Genomic DNA, 17,754 nt, shown 5'->3' with positions numbered 1-17,754 from the left:
CGGTGCGGCTCATGCCACGCGTACGCTCCGGTTCCTCCATGCCGCCCACACCCACCTGGCGGCTCTCCACGCTGTATTAGCCGCCCTAGTGCACGGCCGCATTCGCCGGCAGGCGGCGCAGATGCGCGGCAAAATCCGGCAACAGCACACGGTTGCCGTAGCCACTGAGATGGTCGGCGTCGAAGAACACCGGCCTGCCCTGCTGGGTCGGCGCACACCACTGCGCATCGCACAGCAGCGGCAACGGATCCCAGACACTGGCGCCCCCCAGGCCCGCCGTGATATTGCGCAAACCATCCAGCGCGGGTGCGCGATAGCGCTCCATCACCGCCCGTTCGATCCGCATCCCGTTGCTGCAGATGGCGTTGGTGCGGTTGAACCAGTCCGAGCATCGGTACGGGGGCGCCTTGAGTACCGGCTTGGGCGCCTCGAACACGATCAACACGCCCTTGGCCTGCACCGGTGCCAACTGGGCGATGGTCGCGGCAACCATGGCATCGCGCTCGGCCTGCGCCTGCGCGCCGTGCAGGGCGGCAAGGTTGCTGTCCAGATCGAACAAGACGTCCTGCTCTGCCAGTCGCGGCACACGCAACCCTGGCAAGAACAGCACATCGCCCGGACGCGCGTGGGCCATCACATCCTCCAGCGCCGGGTGGACGAATGCCTCGCAACCGGGCAACTGCCCGCCCGGCTGCATCGACGCGACCGAACAGCCGGCCACGCCGTACAGGCGGACGCTGCCACCTTCGAGCAACGGGAAACGCCGCAACATTTCGTTGTAGGCCAGTGCATGCGAATCGCCGATCACGAACACCTGCCGCTGTGTCGTGGCTGGCCGTGTGCACTGCCCGCGCGCAAAAATCCGCACTGGCTGCCCATTGACCGAGGCGTTGCTTGCCTGCAGACGACACTCCGGCAGCTCCTTGCGCAGGCCGCGCGCATACGCATACCAATCCAGCGGATGCCGGCTGACCACGCTCAGCGATGCGTAAGGTGCCGACTTGATCACCAGCGACTGCACGCCTGCGGCCAGCACCAGTGCAGCGATACCGGCGCACACCACGCGCGCGTTCGACCAACTGCCGACACGCCGGCTGCGCCAGGGCACTTCCACCCAGCGATACGAGGCAGCCGCACACCCGAAGGTCAGCGCCACCGCCACCAGCCTGGCGCCCATCGATTCCAGCCCGATGGTCCACCGCAGCACCACCAGCACGGGCCAATGCCACAGATACAGCGAGTACGAGATGCGACCGATCGCCACCACCGGCCTGGCCGAGAGAACACGCCCTGCCCAGCCATCGGCATGGCAATGCAACAAGGCCAGCAAGGCCAGCGTTCCCATCACCGGCCACAGGCCATCGCTCCACGGCGAGTGGCCGGGGCGCGCATTCCACAATCCGTAACCGATCGCGGCCAATGCCAGCAGCACCAGCAGCGTGCGGAGCGGAGCCGGCAACGCAATGCCGGCGGCAAACAGGGGCTGCCCGCCACGGCGTTTCAGCAGCGTCATCGCCTGATACAACAGCACCCCGGCCCCCAGCTGCCAGAACCGCGCGGTGGTCAGGTAGAACGAAGTGATCTCATGTCCTGGCAGCTGCGTGCGCTGCCAGGCATAGCCCAGCGAGGCAGCACTGGCGAGCGCAAACACGCCCAGCGACCATGCACGCCCCGCACCGCCACGCATCCAGGCCAGAAACATCCAGGGGAACAGCAGATAGAATTGCTCCTCGACACCGAGCGACCAGGTCTGCGTATAGGGATTGAATTCCGCGCGCGGCGAGAAGTAATCCTGCCCCACGCTGGCCAGTACCCAGTTGCTCAATCCGAACAACGCCATCCGCCCGGTCTTGGCACTGGACTCGCTCAGCCACGATTCGGGGATGAACAGCATCGACACCACCGCGGTCGCAACCAGGCAGACCAGCAGCGCCGGCGCAATACGCCGTAATCGGCGCGCGTAGAAGCGCGCCAGTTCCGCAGCGACCGACACGCGCGGCAGCCGGTCGACCGATGCGCTGACCACGAATCCGGAGATGACGAAGAAGATGTCGACGCCGGTGAACCCGCCGGGCAACCACCCCGAGTCCAGGTGATAGACGATGACCGACAGCACGGCCAGCGCGCGCAAGCCATCGATATGGGCGAAGTAACCATTCCCTGTGACTGAGCGCGTCATCCGGATCCTTGATTGGTGTGATCCAGGCAATGGCCGACACTCGTGGCCGCCCGCCCAGAGACCGTCAGTCGGCGCAGCGGCGCCGGGCCTGTCGCGCCGCGTCTGCCAGTCGCATTCCGATACGGCGATGCGGAAAGACCAGCCACGTCACCGCCTGCTTAAACCATGGGCACCCGCAGGTGCCCATGAACAACCCAACCTGCATCCAGGCGTTACCAGACCAGATCGTCGGGCACCTGGTACTTGGGGTCGGCATACGGGTCGTCGCCTGCAGGCGCATTGGGGTCCACCTTCAATGCGACCGAGGGAGCGAACACCGCTTCGGCTTCGGCGAGGACTTCGGCGGTGACCAGCAGGTAGCGCCCATTGAGCTGCAGCACACCGAGCTCGCCGGCGTTGAGCCCCTTGAGCTGATCGGCGGTGACATAAATCCGCTTGATCTTGCCGCCATACGGGAAATGCCGGGCAATCTCCGCATCGGCGTGATTCAGGCCCTTGTCCTTGAGCAATTCTTCCAGCCTGGCCTTGGCTTCGCGGCGCAGGCGCGCTTCTTCCTGCTTGAGACGCTCGGCCTCGATGCGCTCGTCCTTTTCGCGCTGCGCACGGATCGCATAGGCCTTTGCCAGGTCAATGTCTTCGCGCGTGCGTGCGGGCCTGGGGCCACGCCTGTCGGCGCCGGCCTGCGGCGGACGCGCGCCACCGGGCCGTCCGTCGTGCTTGCGTGGGTTGCCGCCATCGGAGGCAGCTGCGGCCTGTGGCCGCTGCGGCCCCCTCCCCTGGCCACTCGGCTTGTTGCCGCCGGGAGCGGGCTTGCCACCCTTGCCATGCGGACGCGCGGCAGGCCGTGCGTCGGGTTTGCGTTCGGGCTTGGGCGCGGACTTGAAGCCCAGGCCAAGCAATTGGTCACGTAAGGTATCGCTCATGGTGATGGCAATCTGCAATCAATAGTGCGGAGGCGGCGGTTCATCCGCTGCATCGGCAAACAACGTGGAGCGCACCTTGCCCAGATCCTCGAGCAGGTGGCGGATCAGTTCGGCATTGCGCGCACCGGTCAACCGGGCATCGGCAAGCGCCTCGCTTAGTTCGTTGAGCGCCTGTTCCTGGAAGGACAGTCGCGTTTCCAATTCGATCAACCGCGCTTCCAGCGCGCGGTCGTGCAGCGGGAGTTGCTCATGCATACAGCGAACGGCCTCGTCCAATGGCGTAATAAGCCAGACCGGCAGCTTCGATTTCCTGCGGGTCATACAGGTTGCGCCCATCGAACACGACATCGTCCTTCAAGGCCTGCTTGATCCCGGCAAAATCCGGGCTGCGGAACTGTTTCCACTCGGTCACCACGACCAATGCATCAGCGCCTTCCAGCGCCGCGAAGGCGTCCTCGCACAGATGCAGATCATCGCGCTCACCGAAGATGCGCCGAGCCTCGCTGGTAGCCTCCGGATCGTAGGCACGTACGCTGGCGCCTGCGTCCCAAAGCTGGGCCATCAACCGGCGGCTGGAGGCAGCGCGCATGTCGTCGGTGTTGGGCTTGAACGCCAGCCCCCAGACCGCGAAGGTCTTGCCGGCGATGCTGCCGGCGCCGCCATAGTGCCGCTGCACCAGCTCGAACAAATGCCCCTTCTGCGCATCGTTGACGCTCTCCACCGCGTTGAGCAGGAGCGGTTGCATGCCATGTTGCTCGGCGGTCTTGGCCAGTGCCTGCACGTCCTTCGGGAAGCACGAACCACCGTAACCGGCGCCGGGGTAGATGAAATGCCAGCCGATCCGCGGATCCGAGCCGATGCCGTTACGCACGTGCTCGACATCGGCACCGACGCGCTCGGCGATGTTGGCGATCTCGTTCATGAAACTGATCTTGGTCGCCAGCATCGCGTTGGCCGCGTACTTGGTCAGCTCGGCCGAGCGCACGTCCATTTCCACGATGCGATCGCGACTGCGGTTGAATGGTGCGTACAGGCGACGCATGCGCGCGACGGCGGTCGGCTTGGTGGCACCGATCACGATGCGATCGGGCCGCATGCAATCGGCCACCGCGTCGCCCTCCTTGAGGAATTCGGGGTTGGAGACGACGTCGAAGTCGTACGCGACGCCGCGCGCGGACAGTTCTTCCTGGATCGCCGCGCGCACGATGTCCGCAGTGCCGACCGGCACCGTGGACTTGTTGACCACGATCGCGGGGCCTTCGATATGCCGGCCTACCGTACGTGCAACTGCCAGCACGTATTGCAGGTCGGCGCTACCGTCCTCGTCCGGCGGCGTCCCCACGGCGATGAAGGTGATTTCGCCATGCGCGATGGCCGCGGCCGCGTCGCTGGTGAAGCGCAACCGCCCGGAGGCATGGTTGGCCTTCACCATCGGCTCCAGGCCGGGCTCGTAGATCGGAATCACCCCACCATTGAGCCCATCAACCTTGGCCTGGTCGATGTCCACGCAGACGACCTGATGCCCGACTTCCGCCAGGCAGGTACCGGTGACAAGACCCACGTAGCCGGTGCCGAAGATCGCAACGCGCATGGATGGAATGACTCCTGCGGAAGATCAGGGAAGGATGCCCATCAGTTCGACATCGAACGTCAGCGTTGCGTCTGGTCCGATCGGCCCGCCTTGCGTGCCGTTCGGGCCATAGGCCAGGTTGGATGGAATCCAGAAACGATACTTCGAGCCGACCGGCATCAGGGCAACGCCCTCGGTCCAGCCGGGAATGACCTGGTCCAGCCCGAACTCGGCCGGCTGGCCGCGCTGGTAGGAACTGTCGAACACCTGCCCGTTGAGCAGCTTGCCTTCGTAGTTCACACGGACCTTGTTGGTGCGCATCGGGCGCTCGCCGCTGCCCTGGCGCAACACCATGTACTGCAGGCCGGACGCGGTGGTGATCACGCCCTTCTCGGTCTTGTTCTTGGCCAGGAAGGCATTGCCTTCTTCGCGGTTCTTGGCACCGGCAGCGCCCTGCTTGGCAGCGGCGAAGGCCTGCATGGTGGCGGCCGCCTCCTGCTGGGTCAGACGCGTGGTGCCCTTGGCGAACACGGTGCGCACCGCTTCCATCAGGATCGACAGGTCGATCTCGTCCTTGATGCCGGCCAGCGACGGACCGACCGCGCGATCGCCCAGCATCAGGCCGACGTTTTCCTTGGACGGCGCGGCCGGCGCGGAGCCCGGCGCCATGCCCGGCACCTGCTGGCCGTTACGGGCCGCCAGCGCGGTGCGCAAGGCGGTGTCGGTGGCCTGGGTCTGCTCGTCGGACAGCAGCGGCTTGCCACCCTTGAACGCATTTTCGATGGCGCGTTGCATCGCGCTCAGATCGATGTCCTGGGCAATCGGCTCGAACGAGCGCGCCACGTCCATACCGATGGCGTAGCTGACGTTGTCGCGCGTGCTTTTCTCAGACGATGCATTCAAAACTGGCTTCTCCTTGGTGGCCGCTGCGGCCGGTTGCTGCGACATCGCCGGCATCGAAGCCGCCATTGCCACCATCAGTAGCGACGTCGCCGCGCCGCGCTTTCCCATCTTCATTCGATGCAGTTCCAGAAAGTGAAAAGACGCGCCACCGACGGCGCTGAACACGCATTGTCGCATGTGCACGCGGCGTTGCGAGAGCCGCGCTCAGCGCGACGGTGCATTGAGCTCGCGTTCGATTGCTGCCAGCACGCTCGGATCGTCCGGTTTGATCTTGCTGGGGAACTGCGCCACCACGTGCCCATTGCGACCGATCAGATACTTATGAAAGTTCCAGCCCGGCGCCACACCCGTGGCCTGGGTCAGCCGCTGGTACAACGGCGTCGCCTCCTTGCCCAGCACGTGCACCTTCTCAAACATCGGGAACTTGACGCCATAGGTGAGCGTGCAAAATTCCTGGATCTGCTTCTCAGATCCCGGTTCCTGTCCCTGGAAATCGTTGGACGGGAAGCCCAGCACTGCGAAGCCGCGGCTGCTGAAGCGCTGGTTGAGCGCTTCCAGGCCCTCGTACTGCGGGGTATAGCCGCATTTACTGGCGGTGTTGACCACCATCAGTACCTTGCCGCCGTAACTACGGTTCAGATTGATCGGCGCCTTGCCGGCCAGCGGGCGGTAGTCCAGGTCCAGCAACGGCGCACCGGCCGCCATCGCCGAACTCGCCAAAACGCCAGCAAATACAACGACCAACAGACGTTTGAACAACATGGGCAGGTCCTCGAAAGTGGGTGGGCGACCCGTTGCGTGCGGGGTGCCATCCGTTGGGTATGACAGGGAGTTGACTGCCTGCGTGTCGGTGTTATAGTTGAATACAACACCAGTCATCCAACGCAGGGGGAAAGCATGAACAGCACACGTGTCACGCGACCAGTTCCGCTGTTGCTGTTCGGCAGCACCCTGTGTGTTCTTGGTTGGCTGGGAGCCGCTTCCAGTCAGGTGACGGAGTCCGGCGCCGATTATGGCGTGTCGGAGGCGGTTACGGAAAACGCGACAACTCCCCCCGAAGAGCGCACCCGGCCAGGCCGGCATCTGCGCGCTTCGCTGTCGATGCCCTATTTCTCCTTCGCGCAGGTTCTGCGCCCACGGAGCTGATCATGAACGACATCCAATGGAGCGACGGCGCTCCCATCTATCGCCAACTCAAGGAACGGGTCATTGCCATGATGCTCGATGGAATCCTCAAGCCCGGAGACGCCCTGCCCTCGGTGCGCCAGGTGGCGGCGGACTACCAGCTCAATCCCATCACCGTCTCGCGCGCCTACCAGGAACTGGCCGACGAGAACCTGGTGGAAAAGCGCCGCGGCCTGGGCATGTTCATGACCCCGGAAGCGGCACAGAAGCTGCGCGGAAGCGAACGCGAGCGCTTCTTGAATGAAGAATGGCCGGCGGTGCTGGAGCGGATCCAGCGGCTGGGCCTGTCCATCGACGATCTGTTGCCACAGGGGAAAACACCATGACCGCCGTCTCCACCGACCATGTCGTCGACGCACGCGGCCTGCGCAAGGCCTACAAACACCGGCTGGCGCTGGACAACACCAGCTTCACCATCGCCGCCGGTCGCATCGTCGGGTTGATCGGCCCCAACGGCGCCGGCAAGACCACCGCGCTCAAGGCCGTGCTGGGGTTGACCGATTTCGACGGCGACTTGAAGGTGCTGGGCATGGACCCGCGCACCGAGCGCAACGCGCTGATGAACGAGGTCTGCTTCATTGCCGACGTGGCGGTGCTGCCACGCTGGTTGCGGGTAGGCGAAGCGATCGACTTCGTCGCCGGCGTGCACCCGCGCTTTGACCGTGCCAAGTGCGAGCGCTTCCTGGCCAACACCCAGCTCAACCGCAAGTCGCGGGTGCGCGAGCTGTCCAAGGGCATGATCGTGCAGCTGCATCTGGCGCTGGTGATGGCCATCGACGCGCGCATCCTGGTGCTGGACGAACCCACCCTGGGGCTGGACATCCTGTACCGCAAGCAGTTCTACCAGCGCCTGCTGGAGGATTACTTCGACGAGCAGAAGACCATCATCGTCACCACCCACCAGGTGGAAGAGATCGAACACATCCTGACCGATGTGATGTTCATCCGCGATGGCCGCATCGTGTTGACCGCCGACATGGAAGACGTTGCCGAACGCTATACCGAGGTACTGGTCGGTGCCGAGCATCTGGATGCCGTGCGTGCGCTCAAGCCGATCGATGAGCGCAGCCTGCCGTTCGGCAAGACCGTGATGCTGTTCGATGGGGTGCCCAAGGCACAGCTCGCCGGCTTTGGAGAAACCCGCAATCCCGGCCTGGCCGACCTGTTTGTTGCCGTCATGAAGGGGACCTACGCATGAACGCAGTGACCACGCACGCATCGCCCGCCCGCACCTTTGGCTGGCTACTCAAACGCGAATACTGGGAACACCGTGGCGGCTTCGTCTGGGCGCAGGTGATCACCGGCGGTATCGCCGTGTTCTTCGCGCTGCTGGGGGCCGTGATCGGTGCGATCACCGCGCGCCGCAACATGGTTGGCGACAGCGTCAACCTGGACGACATGGCCGAGTACACCCGCACCCTGGGCCAGGTTGGCGACGGCCTGCTGCTGGGCGGGATCGGCATCGCCTCGGTGGTGCTGGCCTTCGTGGTGTTCTTCTACGCACTGGGCAGCCTGTACGACGATCGCCGCGACCGCAGCGTACTGTTCTGGAAATCGCTGCCGGTGTCGGATGTCCAGACGGTACTGTCGAAGGCGGCCTGGGCGCTGTTGCTGGCGCCGCTGATCGCCATCGCGATCGGCCTGGTGGTAGGCCTGGCGCTGTGGCTGATCGCCATCGGCGGTGCCCTGATCGCCGGTGCACCCAGCCCCTGGGCGATGGCCACCCACTCGCATCCGTTCGCGATGCTCTGGTTGCTGCTCAAGACCGTGCCGATGAGCCTGCTGTGGTCGTTGCCCACCGTTGGCTGGCTGATGTTCTGCTCGGCCTGGGCCAACAGCAAGCCGTTCCTGTGGGCGGTGCTGTTCCCGTTGCTGGCCTGCGTGATGCTGAGCATCCTGTCGGCGATGCCGGGCGTGTCGCTGCCGATCGGCTGGATCTGGTACATCGTCGGCTACCGCGGCCTGCTCAGCGCGCTGCCAGGCACCTGGTCGCCGCGTGCAGTCAGCGGCAACCTGGACAGCAGCGCCATGCAGAATCCCAGCGACCTGGTGCAGTGGGCCCTGCAGCACACCGACAGCGTACGCGTCTACGGCAATGCCGACATCTGGATCGGTGCCGCCATCGGTGTGGCCCTGATCGTCGCCTCCATCTACCTGCGCCGCCGGCGCTCCGAAGCCTGAAGGACATCCCATGCGCCTGCCCCTGACCCTGGCCCTTCTGTTCGCATTGCCCGGCGCCGCGGCTGCCGAAGAGCAATGCAGGTTCTCCGAGCCGCGCAGCCTGGACTTGCAACTGGCGGGAGTGAAGTCGGTGTTGTTCGAAGTCGCCTCCAACGACCTGCGTATGGACGCCGCGCCCGGTACCGGCGGACGCCTGCACGGCCGTGCCTGCGCGGCCAAGGCCGAGCTGCTCAAGCAGCTGACCGTGACCCAGAAGCGGGTCGGCGACAAGCTGGTGGTGACCCTGGCCGAAGACCGCCTGATCCGCATGTCCATCGGCGAAAACTATTCGTATCTGGACCTGCGCGGCAGCGTGCCGAACACCCTGCTGGTGCAGTTCGATGTGGGTTCCGGTGATGCCGAGATCACCGGTGCCGCATCCGTCAGCGCCGATGTCGGTTCGGGCGATATGATCGTCCGCCGCAGCAAGGGACGTGTCACCGCCAAGGTGGGCTCCGGCGACATCGAGCTGGAGGATATCGGTGCGCTGCGTGTGCTGGCGGTGGGCTCGGGCGACCTGAAGGCAAAGCAGATCCATGGCGCAACCGACGTCGGCACGGTCGGCTCCGGCGACGTCAAACTGCGCGACGTGGCAGGCAACGTCACCGTTGGCACCGTGGGGTCGGGCGAGTTGGAGATCGAGGACGTGCAGGGAAGCGTCCGGGTCGAGGCGATCAGCTCCGGGTCGATTCATGTGCGCAAGGTCAGTGGCGATGTGAGCCTTGTGCGCAAGGGCAGCGGCGACATCAGCGCCAGCGGTGTGGGCGGCGCCGTGCGCGTGCCGGCGGACAAGTAAATCTTCATTCGGGGGATAACTTATGAAACTGCTTATTTCTGCGGTAATGGCCAGCGTGTTGCTGGTGGGCTGCGGCAAGTCCGAGCCGAAGGTGGTGGTGTCGGGCGAGAACGACAGCGGCGGCGTGACCTTCAACGGCAAGAGCGTGACGCTCAAGCGCAGCGGCTTGCCGGCGGCGACCATCAGTGCCGACGGTGCGCTCAGCATCGACGGCAAACCGGTGAACTTGAACGACGTGCAGCATCAGGCGATGCGCAATTACTACGCGCAGATCCAGGGCGTTGCGGCCAAGGGCATCGATATCGGCACGCAGGGCGCGGCATTCGGCGCACATGCCGCCGGTGAGGCGCTCAAAGGCGTGCTGAGCGGCAACCCGGACCAGATCGGCGACAAGATCGAAGCCGAAGCGGAGACCTTCAAACAGAAGGCCAAGCTGATCTGCGATCAGCTGGACAAGCTGCGCGGGGCGCAGGATGCGGCAGCCAGTGCGGTGCCCGAGTTCGGCCCCTATGCCAATCTCACCCAGAAGGATGTTGCAGACTGCCGCGATTGAGGGCGGCGTGCGGATTGTTCGTCTGGCGTCTGGCGCCGGCTCTGAGCGCTGACAGGACGGAGCGTGCAGTGGTCAGGTGCGCATGGAAAGCGCGCTCATAACCGGAAGGCACGAGTGGCAGATGCCACTCCGGGCACCTGCCACGCCCGCCCGGCAGTGACGCAGCCGTGTTGTCAGCCCTTGTTGGTCCGTCGCCAGCGGCGCTTCCAGATCGGCATCGGCCGGGCTGGTACGGCCGTTTGCGGACACCAGGGGCGGCTCAGTTGCAGCACGATGGCACTGTTGCGGCAGCCTGGTCATTCAATCGGTGACCACGCAATCCGACATTTTCTGACACTGCTGATTCGATCAGAGTGAGGCAGCGGCGTCGCTACGCGGCGACCGCCGCCGTGCTCGCGGCCACTGCATTTGAACTGGTCGGACATCGCCGCGGCCACCGGCCGGCACTCTGCGCACGGGTGAACATGCAACGCGTCAGCGGCATACGCCAAGGCTGCGGTTCAACCGCTCGTGGGCGCACCCCTGCGACATTTTGTCAGCCCTGCCGCGCCCACGCGCCGGCACCCGCAGACCGCGGCGGGATTACACTAGTGCGCTCCCCTCGACCCACCGATCCCATGAACAAGTTCGTGATGCTCTGCATGGCGCTGCTGCTGTGCACACTCGCCGCCTGCGGCGATCAGTCGTCCCGGCGTGCCGAACGTGGCAAGCCGCGTGTCGCCATCACCACGCAGTCGGTGATGATCCGTCGCCCGCCTGCCGCCAATGCGGAGATCACTCCGGACGGCACGCTCAAGATCGACGATATCGCGCTACCGCAGAAGGAGCCGACCCGCGCCAAGCTGCAACTGCTGTTCGGGCATCTGCAGATGCTGCGCCAGCAGGCGGTCAACGACGCCGGCCCGGACCCGGATTACAAGTCGATCAAGCTGACCGCGACGCCGGAAATCCAGCGGCTCAGTACCGAGCTGCTGGAAGAAATCCCGCCGCTGCAGCCGTACCGCGAAAGCTTCGGGAACGTCCAGGCCGAACGGCACTGAGCCACGCAGCCGCGCAGTTGCGATAACGCTTCGATCGCAGGCGGCGGGCACGATGCCCCGCCCCGTTACGCCACCGGTCTTGCCGCGTCGACGGCAAGACCGCATGCACACCTTCCATGGCTGGCGGCGATCAGCCGCCGCCACCGCCACCGGCGTGGATGCCACCGCGCGTCAGCGCGGCCGGGTCCAGCAACCGGCGCAATTCGGCTTCGCTCAGTCCGCTGTCCTGCTTGGCCACCTCCAGCACCGGGCGCTGCTCCTTGTAGGCGCGCTTGGCAATAGCGGCCGCTTTTTCGTAGCCGATGATGGGATTCAACGCGGTGACCAGGATCGGATTGCGATCCAGCGCCTCGCGCACGCGCTCCTGGCGCACCTTCAAGCCGGCAATGGCGCTATCGGCAAGCAGCCGCGACACATTGCCCAGCAACGTGATCGAATCCAGCAGGTTGTAGGCAATCAGCGGCAGGGTCACGTTCAACTGGAAATTACCGGTCTGCCCCGCCACGGTAATCGCGGTGTGGTGGCCAATCACCTGGGCGCAGGCCATCACGGTAGCCTCGGGAATGACCGGGTTGACCTTGCCCGGCATGATCGAGCTGCCCGGCTGCAGCGCAGGCAGCTCGATCTCGCCCAGCCCGGCCAACGGCCCGGCATTCATCCAGCGCAAATCATTTGCGATCTTGATCAGCGCCACGGCCAGCACATTGAGCTGGCCGGACAACTCCACCGCATCGTCCTGCGCGGCCAGCCCTTCGAACTTGTTTTCCGCGCTGTCGAACCTGGCTCCGCTCAGCGTCGACAAGGCCTTGACCGCCTTCGCGCCAAAGCGCGGATCGGCATTGATGCCGGTGCCGATGGCGGTTCCGCCCAGCGGCAGACGACGCAGGCGCTTGAGCGCGTCGTCGATCCGCTCCTGCGCCGAGCTCAGTTGCGCAGACCAGGCGCCAAATTCCTGCCCGAAGGTCAGCGGCATCGCATCCATCAGGTGGGTGCGGCCGGTCTTGACGATCTTGTCCAGCGACCTGGCGCGCTTGTCGATGGTCTTGCGCAGATGCTTCAGCGCCGGCTGCAGGTGTTCCTGCGCCGCAAGCAGGGCGCAGACACGGATCGCGGTAGGCACCACGTCATTGGAGCTCTGTCCCAGATTGACGTGATCGTTGGGATGCACTGCGGACTTGCCGGCCCGCGTGGCCAGCGTGGCGATGACCTCGTTGGCATTCATGTTGGACGAGGTCCCCGAGCCGGTCTGGTACACATCGATCGGAAAGTGCGCATCGTGCGCGCCTTCGGCCACCTGCAAGGCCGCGTCCTGCACGCTCCTGGCGATCGCCTTCGGCAATAGCCCCAGGTCGGCATTGACGCTCGCCGCAGCGGCCTTGATCAGCCCCAGCGCGCGAATGAAACCGCGCGGCATCGGCTGACCGGAGACCGGAAAGTTCTGTACGGCGCGCTGGGTCTGCGCGCCCCATAGCGCATCGGCGGGCACCTGCAATTCGCCCATGCTGTCGTGTTCGGTCCTGAAACGTTCGCTCATCTGCACTCTCCGCAATCGGTGATCTGTGGTGACGCAATGGCTGGCCGCGGGCGCACCCACGCTGGCGAGGCCGTCTACGATACTCGCCAGGTACGTTGCGACGGTGTCGTCGCAATGCGTGGGCTAGACTGCCGGTTCATCCATTCGAGGTACCACGCCGCCATGGGCGACGACCCTGACTGTAGAAACGCACCGAGCGTGTCGTTCTTCGCTGTATCCGCCACCGTTTCGCCCCTGCCCGCGCTGATGCATTCGGGCGTTGCAGTCGATCGTTGCGGAGGTGGACATGCTCGGTAACGTCTTGCTGCTGTTCGTCGCGCTGCTGCTGGTGCTGTTGAACGGATTCTTCGTTGCCGCCGAGTTTGCATTGGTCAAACTGCGGCATACCCAGGCGGTGGGCCTGGCACAGAACAATGGGTGGCGCGGGCGGTTGTTGCTCGGCGTGCATGCGCACCTGGATGCGTATCTGTCGGCCTGTCAGCTGGGTATCACCCTGGCCTCGCTCGGCCTGGGCTGGGTGGGCGAACCGGCATTCGCGCATCTGCTGCAGCCACTGTTCGACAGGCTTGGCCTGTCGCCGGAAGCGGCACAGTTCACCGCGCTGGCGATCGCCTTCAGCCTGATCTCGTTCCTGCACATCGTGCTGGGCGAACTGGCGCCCAAGACCATGGCGATCCGCCGCCCGGAGCGGATGTCGCTGTGGACCGCGGCGCCGCTGTATGTCTTCTACTGGATCATGTTCCCGGCGATCTGGCTGCTCAACACCAGTGCCAACGGCCTGTTGCGGCTGCTGGGGTGGGGCGATGTCGAACATCAGTCGCACCGCTACTCGCGCGAGGAACTCAAGCTGATCGTGGGGCGCCAGGACCCCAATGCCCCCGCGCCCGACCATGGGCTGACACTGATGAGCCACGCACTGGAGCTACCGGACCTGGTGGCCGGCGACCTGATGCGCCCGCGCGAGCACATGCGCAGCCTGCGCGAGGGCATGAGCCTGGATACGGTGCTCGCCGAATTCAGCGAGTCGCGTTACAGCCGCTACCCCTGGTTCGACACCGACGGCGAGCAGGTGCTGGGCATCCTGCATACCAAGGACCTGCTGGTGGCGATGGCACGCGGCCAGGATCTGGACGACCTGCGCCCGCTGCTGCGCCCGGCCACCCTGCTGACCCTGGAAACCCCGATCCCCCATGCGCTGGAGCAATTCCGCACCGGCACCACCCATCTGGCGCTGTGCGTGGAAGACGAAGGCCGCATCCTGGGCTTCTTCACCCTGGAAGACCTGCTGGAAGTGGTGGTTGGCGAAATCGAGGACGAACACCGTCACGTGGTGCGCGATGCCCCGATCCGCAGCCAGGACGGCTCCCTGCTGGTGGCCGGCAGCACCTCGATCTTCCGCCTGGAGCGCCTGCTCGGCCAGGACCTGAGCGCGCCGGACCATGTCAATTCGGTCGGCGGGCTGATCGTGCATCAACTGCAGCGGCTACCCGAGGAAGGCGAAACCCTGGAGCTGGACGGCCATGCACTGACGGTACGGCGCATGGCCGGCCACCGCATCCAGGCGGTGACCGTGCGGCCGGTGGGCGAAGCCGGGGCCGGGGCGGCGTAGAATATTGGCCCCGCCAGCTTCCCAGTGCCCTGCCCATGTCGGATTCCGCCCTGCTCGCCCTGTCCCCGCTCGACGGCCGCTACGCCTCCAAGGTGGATGCATTGCGCCCGATCTTCTCCGAATACGGCCTGATCAAGGCGCGGGTGAAGGTCGAGATCGAGTGGCTGCTGGCCCTGGCCGCCGAACCGGGGATCGCCGAGCTGGCGCCGTTTTCGGAGAGCGCCGCGCAGCGCCTGCGTGCGCTGGCCGATGGCTTCAGCGTCACCCATGCCGCCCGCGTCAAGGAGATCGAGCGCACCACCAACCATGACGTCAAGGCGGTGGAGTACTTCATCAAGGAGCAGCTCACCGACGACGCCGAATTGGGCCCGGCACTGGAATTCGTGCACTTTGCCTGCACCAGCGAGGACATCAACAATCTCAGCTACGGCCTGATGCTGGAGCAGGCACGCCGCGAGGTGCTGCTGCCCACGCTGGACGGCATCGTTGCTTCGTTGCGCAGCCTGGCGCATGCGCAGGCGGCCCAGCCCATGCTCTCGCGCACGCATGGCCAGACCGCCTCGCCCACCACGCTGGGCAAGGAAATCGCCAACGTGGTGGCGCGCCTGGAACGCCAGCGCAAGCAGATCGCGGCGGTGGAACTGACCGGCAAGATCAACGGCGCGGTCGGCAACTACAACGCGCACCTGGTGTCGTACCCGCAGCTGGACTGGGCTGCGTTCGCGCAGCGGTTCGTCGAAAGCCTGGGCCTAGTGTTCAACCCCTACACCACCCAGATCGAGCCACACGACAACGTCGCCGAGATCGGCGATGCCGCCCGCCGCGCCAACACCATCCTGATCGATCTGGCGCGCGATATCTGGGGCTATATCTCGCTGGGCTACTTCAAGCAGAAGTTGAAGGAAGGCGAAGTCGGATCCTCGACCATGCCGCACAAGGTCAACCCGATCGATTTCGAAAATGCCGAAGGCAATTTCGGCATCGCCAACGCCTTGTTCGAACACTTTTCCGCCAAGCTGCCGATCAGCCGCTGGCAGCGCGACCTCACCGACTCCACGGTGCTGCGCGCGCTCGGTACGGCGTTCGGCCACACCCAGGTGGCGCTGGATTCGCTGGCCAAGGGCCTGGGCAAGCTGACCGTCAACCCGGAGCGCCTGGACGCGGACCTGGACGCGGCCTGGGAAGTGCTGGCCGAAGCCGTGCAGACGGTGATGCGCCGCCACGGCCTCCCCAACCCGTACGAGCAATTGAAGGCGCTGACACGCGGCCAGGGCATCACCGCCGCCTCGATGCAGGCCTTCGTGGAAAGCCTGCAGCTGCCGGAAGACGACAAGCAGCGCCTGCGTGCACTCACTCCGGGCGGCTACACCGGCCTGGCCGAGCAGTTGGCGCGCGCGATCTAAACGCCGCCAGCAAGACGGGGGCGCAACCACCGGACGGGCGCGAGCGGCGCCCGGAATCGACATGCACCACGGGTGCGCTCCGGTTCCGAGCGCACCATTCATTCCACCTGATTACTGCATGCGACGTGTTGTGGGTCGCTCCAGGCGGATGGAACGCAGGTAATGGCCGTGCCGTGCGGGCGCGGCCACTGCGGACGCACGATGGATGGTCGCGTGTCCGCCGCCATCCCGAACGGGAAGCATGGCCGGATTGATCGGCACTCCCCAGGCGTCGAGCCGGCGTCAACGGCGCTTCCCGGCCTGACTGCTATGGTGCCGGCCTCATCCAAGCGAGGGGCCACCCATGCGTGCAGTTCGGAGTTTCACGTCGCTGTTTGCGCTGTCCAGCATCGCCGCACTCAGCGGCTGCGGTGCCGACGGCCCCGCCGCGCAGACGGTATCGGCCATGTCCTCCACCCTCACCGACCCGGCCAGCGGCGCAGACTGCGGTGGCAAGGATGTCCGCCTGACCCGCGACGACAGCGAATGGATCCTGCATGGCAACTGCGGCGCAGTGACCATCACCGCCTCACGCGGCGCGATGAATCTGGACAACGCACGCAGCATCCGCGTGGAAGGCAGCAACTTCACTGTGCTCAACAGACAGCTCGGCCAGCTCAGCGTGACCGGTCACGACAACACGCTGAATCTGACCAATGTGGACAGCGTGGACATCCAGGGCAACAAGAACCTGGTGTTGGCACGCGAAGTAAAGCAAGTCCGATTTTCCGGCAACGACAACACCGTCAACCCCTCCAGCAAGCCGACACTGGACGACAGCGGCAGTGGCAACAAGGTGATGTAAGCCAGCTGGAATCGGCTACCAGAACCTAGCGAGCAGTCGTCAGGCGGATGGACGGCGCGCTCAGCATCGGAGATACGCGTGGGTCCATGCCGATTCCGTGCGCCGGCCACGCCCGCCTGGCGTCTATGCAGCAGTTGCTGGCTGCTCCAGGTGCGCAGCGCCGCTACCGACGCTGCGCACTGACGGTTCCCTTGGGACCAAGGGCTGTTGCCACGGCTATGGCTTGCGCCGATATCCCGGCCTCGGTCAGCGCCATGTTGCAAGGCGTCGCACTCACCGATTCACCGCAACCGATGTATCGCCAGCCGTCAGGGACGACGCGCTGCCACCAGCGTCACCTCGCGCGGCTTGGCGGTCCCCCGCACGATCATGAAGCGCAGTGATTCCCCGACCTTGCGATTGACCGCGGCCTTGAGCACATCGGCCTTGCTGCCCGCCACCGGGATGCCCTGCGCCGACACGATCGCATCGCCCACCTGCAGGCCGGCCGCCGCGGCAGGCGATGCCGGCTTGACCGAGTCGATGGTCACCGAGGTCAGTGTGGGATTGAACGAAAGCCCTTCGCTTTCCACCGCAAAACTCAAGCCGAACCAGCCTTTCGCGTCGTCCGCCTGCACGACACCGCTCATGCCCAGCATGGCAACCAGCACCAGCACACCCAGTCTCCAACGGCGCATCACATCCATCCTTGTTGACAAGCAGTACGACCACTGCGGTGGCGCAGTGTGTCGCGCAGGCCGCGGCGGCCTCATGTGCCATCGGGCACCCTGCCAGACGATATTGCAGCGGGCCCACATCGCCCACCCCGCCTCAGTGCCGGTGCCATCGACCCGGCCACGCAGGGCATCTCCACGCGCAGCGCCAGGCCTTGCCGCCGTGACGCACCTCAGAGCGGTCAGCAAAAAAACGCAGCGAGCAGTCGTCGATGGGTGTGGACGGCGCCAAGGAACCGCAGTGTCCGAGTGGCAGAGATCGCTCCGAGCAGCGGCCGCGCC

Annotated in this window: 18 protein-coding genes and 1 other RNA gene; 10 read left to right on the top strand and 9 right to left on the bottom strand. The window is 65.4% G+C overall.

The features are described from left to right. Positions 1–85 precede the first annotated feature (85 nt). The 6 genes from A7D17_RS09855 to A7D17_RS09830 all read right to left on the bottom strand — a co-directional run bounded on the left by A7D17_RS09855 (position 86) and on the right by A7D17_RS09830 (position 6,337). Entirely contained in the window at positions 86–2,179 is a 2,094-nt protein-coding gene (locus A7D17_RS09855; protein ID WP_064508909.1) for an acyltransferase family protein, read from the bottom strand. Between the two features lie 212 nt (positions 2,180–2,391). Next, positions 2,392–3,102 (bottom strand): DUF2058 domain-containing protein, encoded by a 711-nt coding sequence (locus A7D17_RS09850; protein WP_323208804.1) that lies wholly within the window; start codon positions 3,100–3,102, stop codon positions 2,392–2,394. 18 nt (positions 3,103–3,120) lie between these two features. Continuing rightward, positions 3,121–3,357 (bottom strand): SlyX family protein, encoded by a 237-nt coding sequence (locus tag A7D17_RS09845; protein WP_008576524.1) that lies wholly within the window; start codon positions 3,355–3,357, stop codon positions 3,121–3,123. Beyond that, complete coding sequence (locus A7D17_RS09840; RefSeq protein ID WP_064508907.1) at positions 3,350–4,693, bottom strand: UDP-glucose dehydrogenase family protein; 1,344 nt, start codon at positions 4,691–4,693, stop codon at positions 3,350–3,352. The genes A7D17_RS09845 and A7D17_RS09840 overlap by 8 nt, the downstream gene beginning before the upstream one ends. Before the next feature lie 24 nt (positions 4,694–4,717). Then, positions 4,718–5,689, bottom strand: coding sequence for an FKBP-type peptidyl-prolyl cis-trans isomerase (locus A7D17_RS09835; protein ID WP_064508906.1), 972 nt, complete (start codon positions 5,687–5,689; stop codon positions 4,718–4,720). Between the two features lie 90 nt (positions 5,690–5,779). Beyond that, positions 5,780–6,337: a glutathione peroxidase gene (locus A7D17_RS09830; RefSeq protein WP_064508905.1), complete on the bottom strand. Its 558-nt coding sequence runs from the start codon at positions 6,335–6,337 to the stop codon at positions 5,780–5,782. Positions 6,338–6,472: 135 nt separating this feature from the next. Here A7D17_RS09830 and A7D17_RS22765 point away from each other — a divergent pair, with 135 nt between their 5' ends. The 7 genes from A7D17_RS22765 to A7D17_RS09800 all read left to right on the top strand — a co-directional run bounded on the left by A7D17_RS22765 (position 6,473) and on the right by A7D17_RS09800 (position 11,369). Beyond that, positions 6,473–6,721: a hypothetical protein gene (locus tag A7D17_RS22765; protein WP_082861851.1), complete on the top strand. Its 249-nt coding sequence runs from the start codon at positions 6,473–6,475 to the stop codon at positions 6,719–6,721. 2 nt (positions 6,722–6,723) lie between these two features. Continuing rightward, positions 6,724–7,086 carry a GntR family transcriptional regulator gene (locus A7D17_RS09825; RefSeq protein ID WP_003483692.1) on the top strand — a complete coding sequence of 121 codons (363 nt, stop codon included), beginning with the start codon at positions 6,724–6,726 and terminating at the stop codon, positions 7,084–7,086. After that, a complete protein-coding gene (locus A7D17_RS09820; RefSeq protein WP_064508904.1) occupies positions 7,083–7,958 on the top strand; it encodes an ABC transporter ATP-binding protein in 876 nt (291 codons plus the stop codon). Before A7D17_RS09825 ends, A7D17_RS09820 begins: the two co-directional genes overlap by 4 nt. Further along, on the top strand, positions 7,955–8,941 hold the full coding sequence (locus A7D17_RS09815) for a hypothetical protein (RefSeq protein ID WP_064508903.1): 987 nt from the start codon (positions 7,955–7,957) through the stop codon (positions 8,939–8,941). Before A7D17_RS09820 ends, A7D17_RS09815 begins: the two co-directional genes overlap by 4 nt. Before the next feature lie 10 nt (positions 8,942–8,951). After that, positions 8,952–9,776 (top strand): DUF4097 family beta strand repeat-containing protein, encoded by an 825-nt coding sequence (locus A7D17_RS09810; protein ID WP_064508902.1) that lies wholly within the window; start codon positions 8,952–8,954, stop codon positions 9,774–9,776. 22 nt (positions 9,777–9,798) lie between these two features. Next, positions 9,799–10,329: a DUF2884 family protein gene (locus A7D17_RS09805; protein ID WP_064508901.1), complete on the top strand. Its 531-nt coding sequence runs from the start codon at positions 9,799–9,801 to the stop codon at positions 10,327–10,329. Between the two features lie 617 nt (positions 10,330–10,946). Then, complete coding sequence (locus A7D17_RS09800; protein ID WP_029220976.1) at positions 10,947–11,369, top strand: hypothetical protein; 423 nt, start codon at positions 10,947–10,949, stop codon at positions 11,367–11,369. A 130-nt stretch (positions 11,370–11,499) separates the two neighbouring features. On the opposite strand, the gene A7D17_RS09795 is transcribed toward A7D17_RS09800, so the two are convergent. Next, complete coding sequence (locus A7D17_RS09795; RefSeq protein ID WP_064508900.1) at positions 11,500–12,903, bottom strand: class II fumarate hydratase; 1,404 nt, start codon at positions 12,901–12,903, stop codon at positions 11,500–11,502. Between the two features lie 286 nt (positions 12,904–13,189). On the opposite strand from A7D17_RS09795, the gene A7D17_RS09790 reads away from it, so the two are divergent. From A7D17_RS09790 to A7D17_RS09780, 3 genes are all read left to right on the top strand, one after another. Further along, the gene (locus tag A7D17_RS09790; protein WP_064508923.1) at positions 13,190–14,512 is read left to right on the top strand and encodes a hemolysin family protein; all 1,323 of its coding nucleotides are present in this window, start codon (positions 13,190–13,192) and stop codon (positions 14,510–14,512) included. 35 nt (positions 14,513–14,547) lie between these two features. After that, a complete protein-coding gene (purB, locus tag A7D17_RS09785) occupies positions 14,548–15,915 on the top strand; it encodes an adenylosuccinate lyase (RefSeq protein WP_064508899.1) in 1,368 nt (455 codons plus the stop codon). A gap of 343 nt (positions 15,916–16,258) precedes the next feature. After that, positions 16,259–16,759, top strand: a complete 501-nt coding sequence (locus tag A7D17_RS09780; RefSeq protein ID WP_064508898.1) for a DUF3060 domain-containing protein — start codon at positions 16,259–16,261, stop codon at positions 16,757–16,759. Positions 16,760–17,067: 308 nt separating this feature from the next. Here the strand turns inward: A7D17_RS09780 and A7D17_RS09775 are convergent, their stop codons facing one another. Next, positions 17,068–17,331, bottom strand: coding sequence for a PDZ domain-containing protein (locus A7D17_RS09775; RefSeq protein ID WP_064508922.1), 264 nt, complete (start codon positions 17,329–17,331; stop codon positions 17,068–17,070). 325 nt (positions 17,332–17,656) lie between these two features. After that, positions 17,657–17,730, bottom strand: a non-coding RNA gene (locus A7D17_RS09770) — sX9 sRNA. Positions 17,731–17,754: the final 24 nt, after the last annotated feature.

The sequence above is a fragment of the Xanthomonas floridensis genome (assembly GCF_001642575.1).
GTDB classification, from domain to species: domain Bacteria; phylum Pseudomonadota; class Gammaproteobacteria; order Xanthomonadales; family Xanthomonadaceae; genus Xanthomonas; species Xanthomonas floridensis.
This window is presented reverse-complemented; position numbering and strand designations above follow the sequence as displayed.